This is a genomic window from Alicyclobacillus sp. SP_1 (genome assembly GCF_024706985.1).
Taxonomy (GTDB): domain Bacteria; phylum Bacillota; class Bacilli; order Alicyclobacillales; family Alicyclobacillaceae; genus Alicyclobacillus_I.
In genome coordinates this window covers 1-1,196 of the sequence record NZ_JAMCCX010000001.1, presented here as the reverse complement: position 1 = coordinate 1,196, position 1,196 = coordinate 1, and the positions used below count along the sequence as shown (strand labels likewise).

At 52.2% G+C, this 1,196-nt stretch carries 1 protein-coding gene; it reads left to right on the top strand.

All coding sequences use genetic code 11. The annotated features are described in order from the left end of the window. Nucleotides 1–513: 513 nt before the first annotated feature. Nucleotides 514–1,196: reverse transcriptase domain-containing protein (locus tag M4I36_RS00005; protein ID WP_258109549.1), on the top strand; the 683-nt coding region annotated here is incomplete at its 3' end.

Genomic DNA, 1,196 nt, shown 5'->3' with positions numbered 1-1,196 from the left:
CACAGCGCGCCTAGCCAAGCTAGGCACAACTAACCGGTGAGAGTCCGGTCGAGGTAGGGACCAGACCGCCTCGTAGCTAGCAGGCACCTGGTGGTGAGAGCCTAAGGGTGAAGCCCTGTGAAAAGCCCAATAGGGTGAAGCAACATTGCAGGCCGCAACATGAAGTGAATCCTGCCGCATCGTTAATTTGAAGCCCGCAAGGGTCAAGAGGATGCCGAGCCGCGTGTGTAACGGCGAAGGCCACGGAACGTGTGAAGAATCTGGGTACGCAGCACGGAAGAATCCTCCGGTGTAGAGGGAACGGCATGCAATGAAAGTTGTGTCTGGAACTAGGGAGACCCTCCCTCGCACGGAAGAGTCGTAAAACGCGAACCTATAAGCCAAACAGGCGAAATGGCAAGCGGCGAGAAGGGAGTCGGAGAGGGTCATACTACCAGTGAAGCGAGGACAACACAACCTCGTGGAGGGAAGGACCCTTGCTTTGTTCATGGGTATCCAAGGAGGTAAGAGTGAGTGAATGCAGTGAAATCTGCTAACTACACCAAAGTAAAAGCTCGAGAACTCCAAAGAACCCTCTATCTTGCTGCGAAGGCGAATGCCAAACGTAGGTTTCATGCTTTATACGACAAGATTTACAGGTCAGACATCCTGTGGGAGGCATGGAAACGAGTCAAGGCAAACCGGGGCAGTGCCGGAGTGGATGGGATAACCATCCAAAGCATCGTCCAGGAGTATGGAGAAATACAGTTTGTCCGAGAAACCCAGGACCAATTGAGAAACGGCACATATCGACCGCTACCCGTCCGGAGGAAGGATATACCTAAGGCAGATGGGAAAACCAGGCCGCTAGGGATACCTGTAATCCGAGATCGATTAGTCCAAATGGCCGCCAAGATGGTATTAGAACCGGTATTCGAAGCGGACTTCCGAGATTGTTCGTTTGGATTCCGGCCTAAGCGCAGTGCCAAAGGAGCTATGCAGAAGATACAGTACGTGGTTAACCACAGCAAGGTGTACTGGGTCGTCGACGTTGATATTTCTGGGTATTTCAATAACATCCAGCATGACAAGTTGCTCAAACTTGTGGAGCAAAGGATAAGCGACAAACGTATACTCAAACTCATCAGGCAGTGGCTGAAGGCCGGAGTCGTGGATGAAGGCTTGTTCCATCAAACGGAACTTGGGAGCCCGCAGGG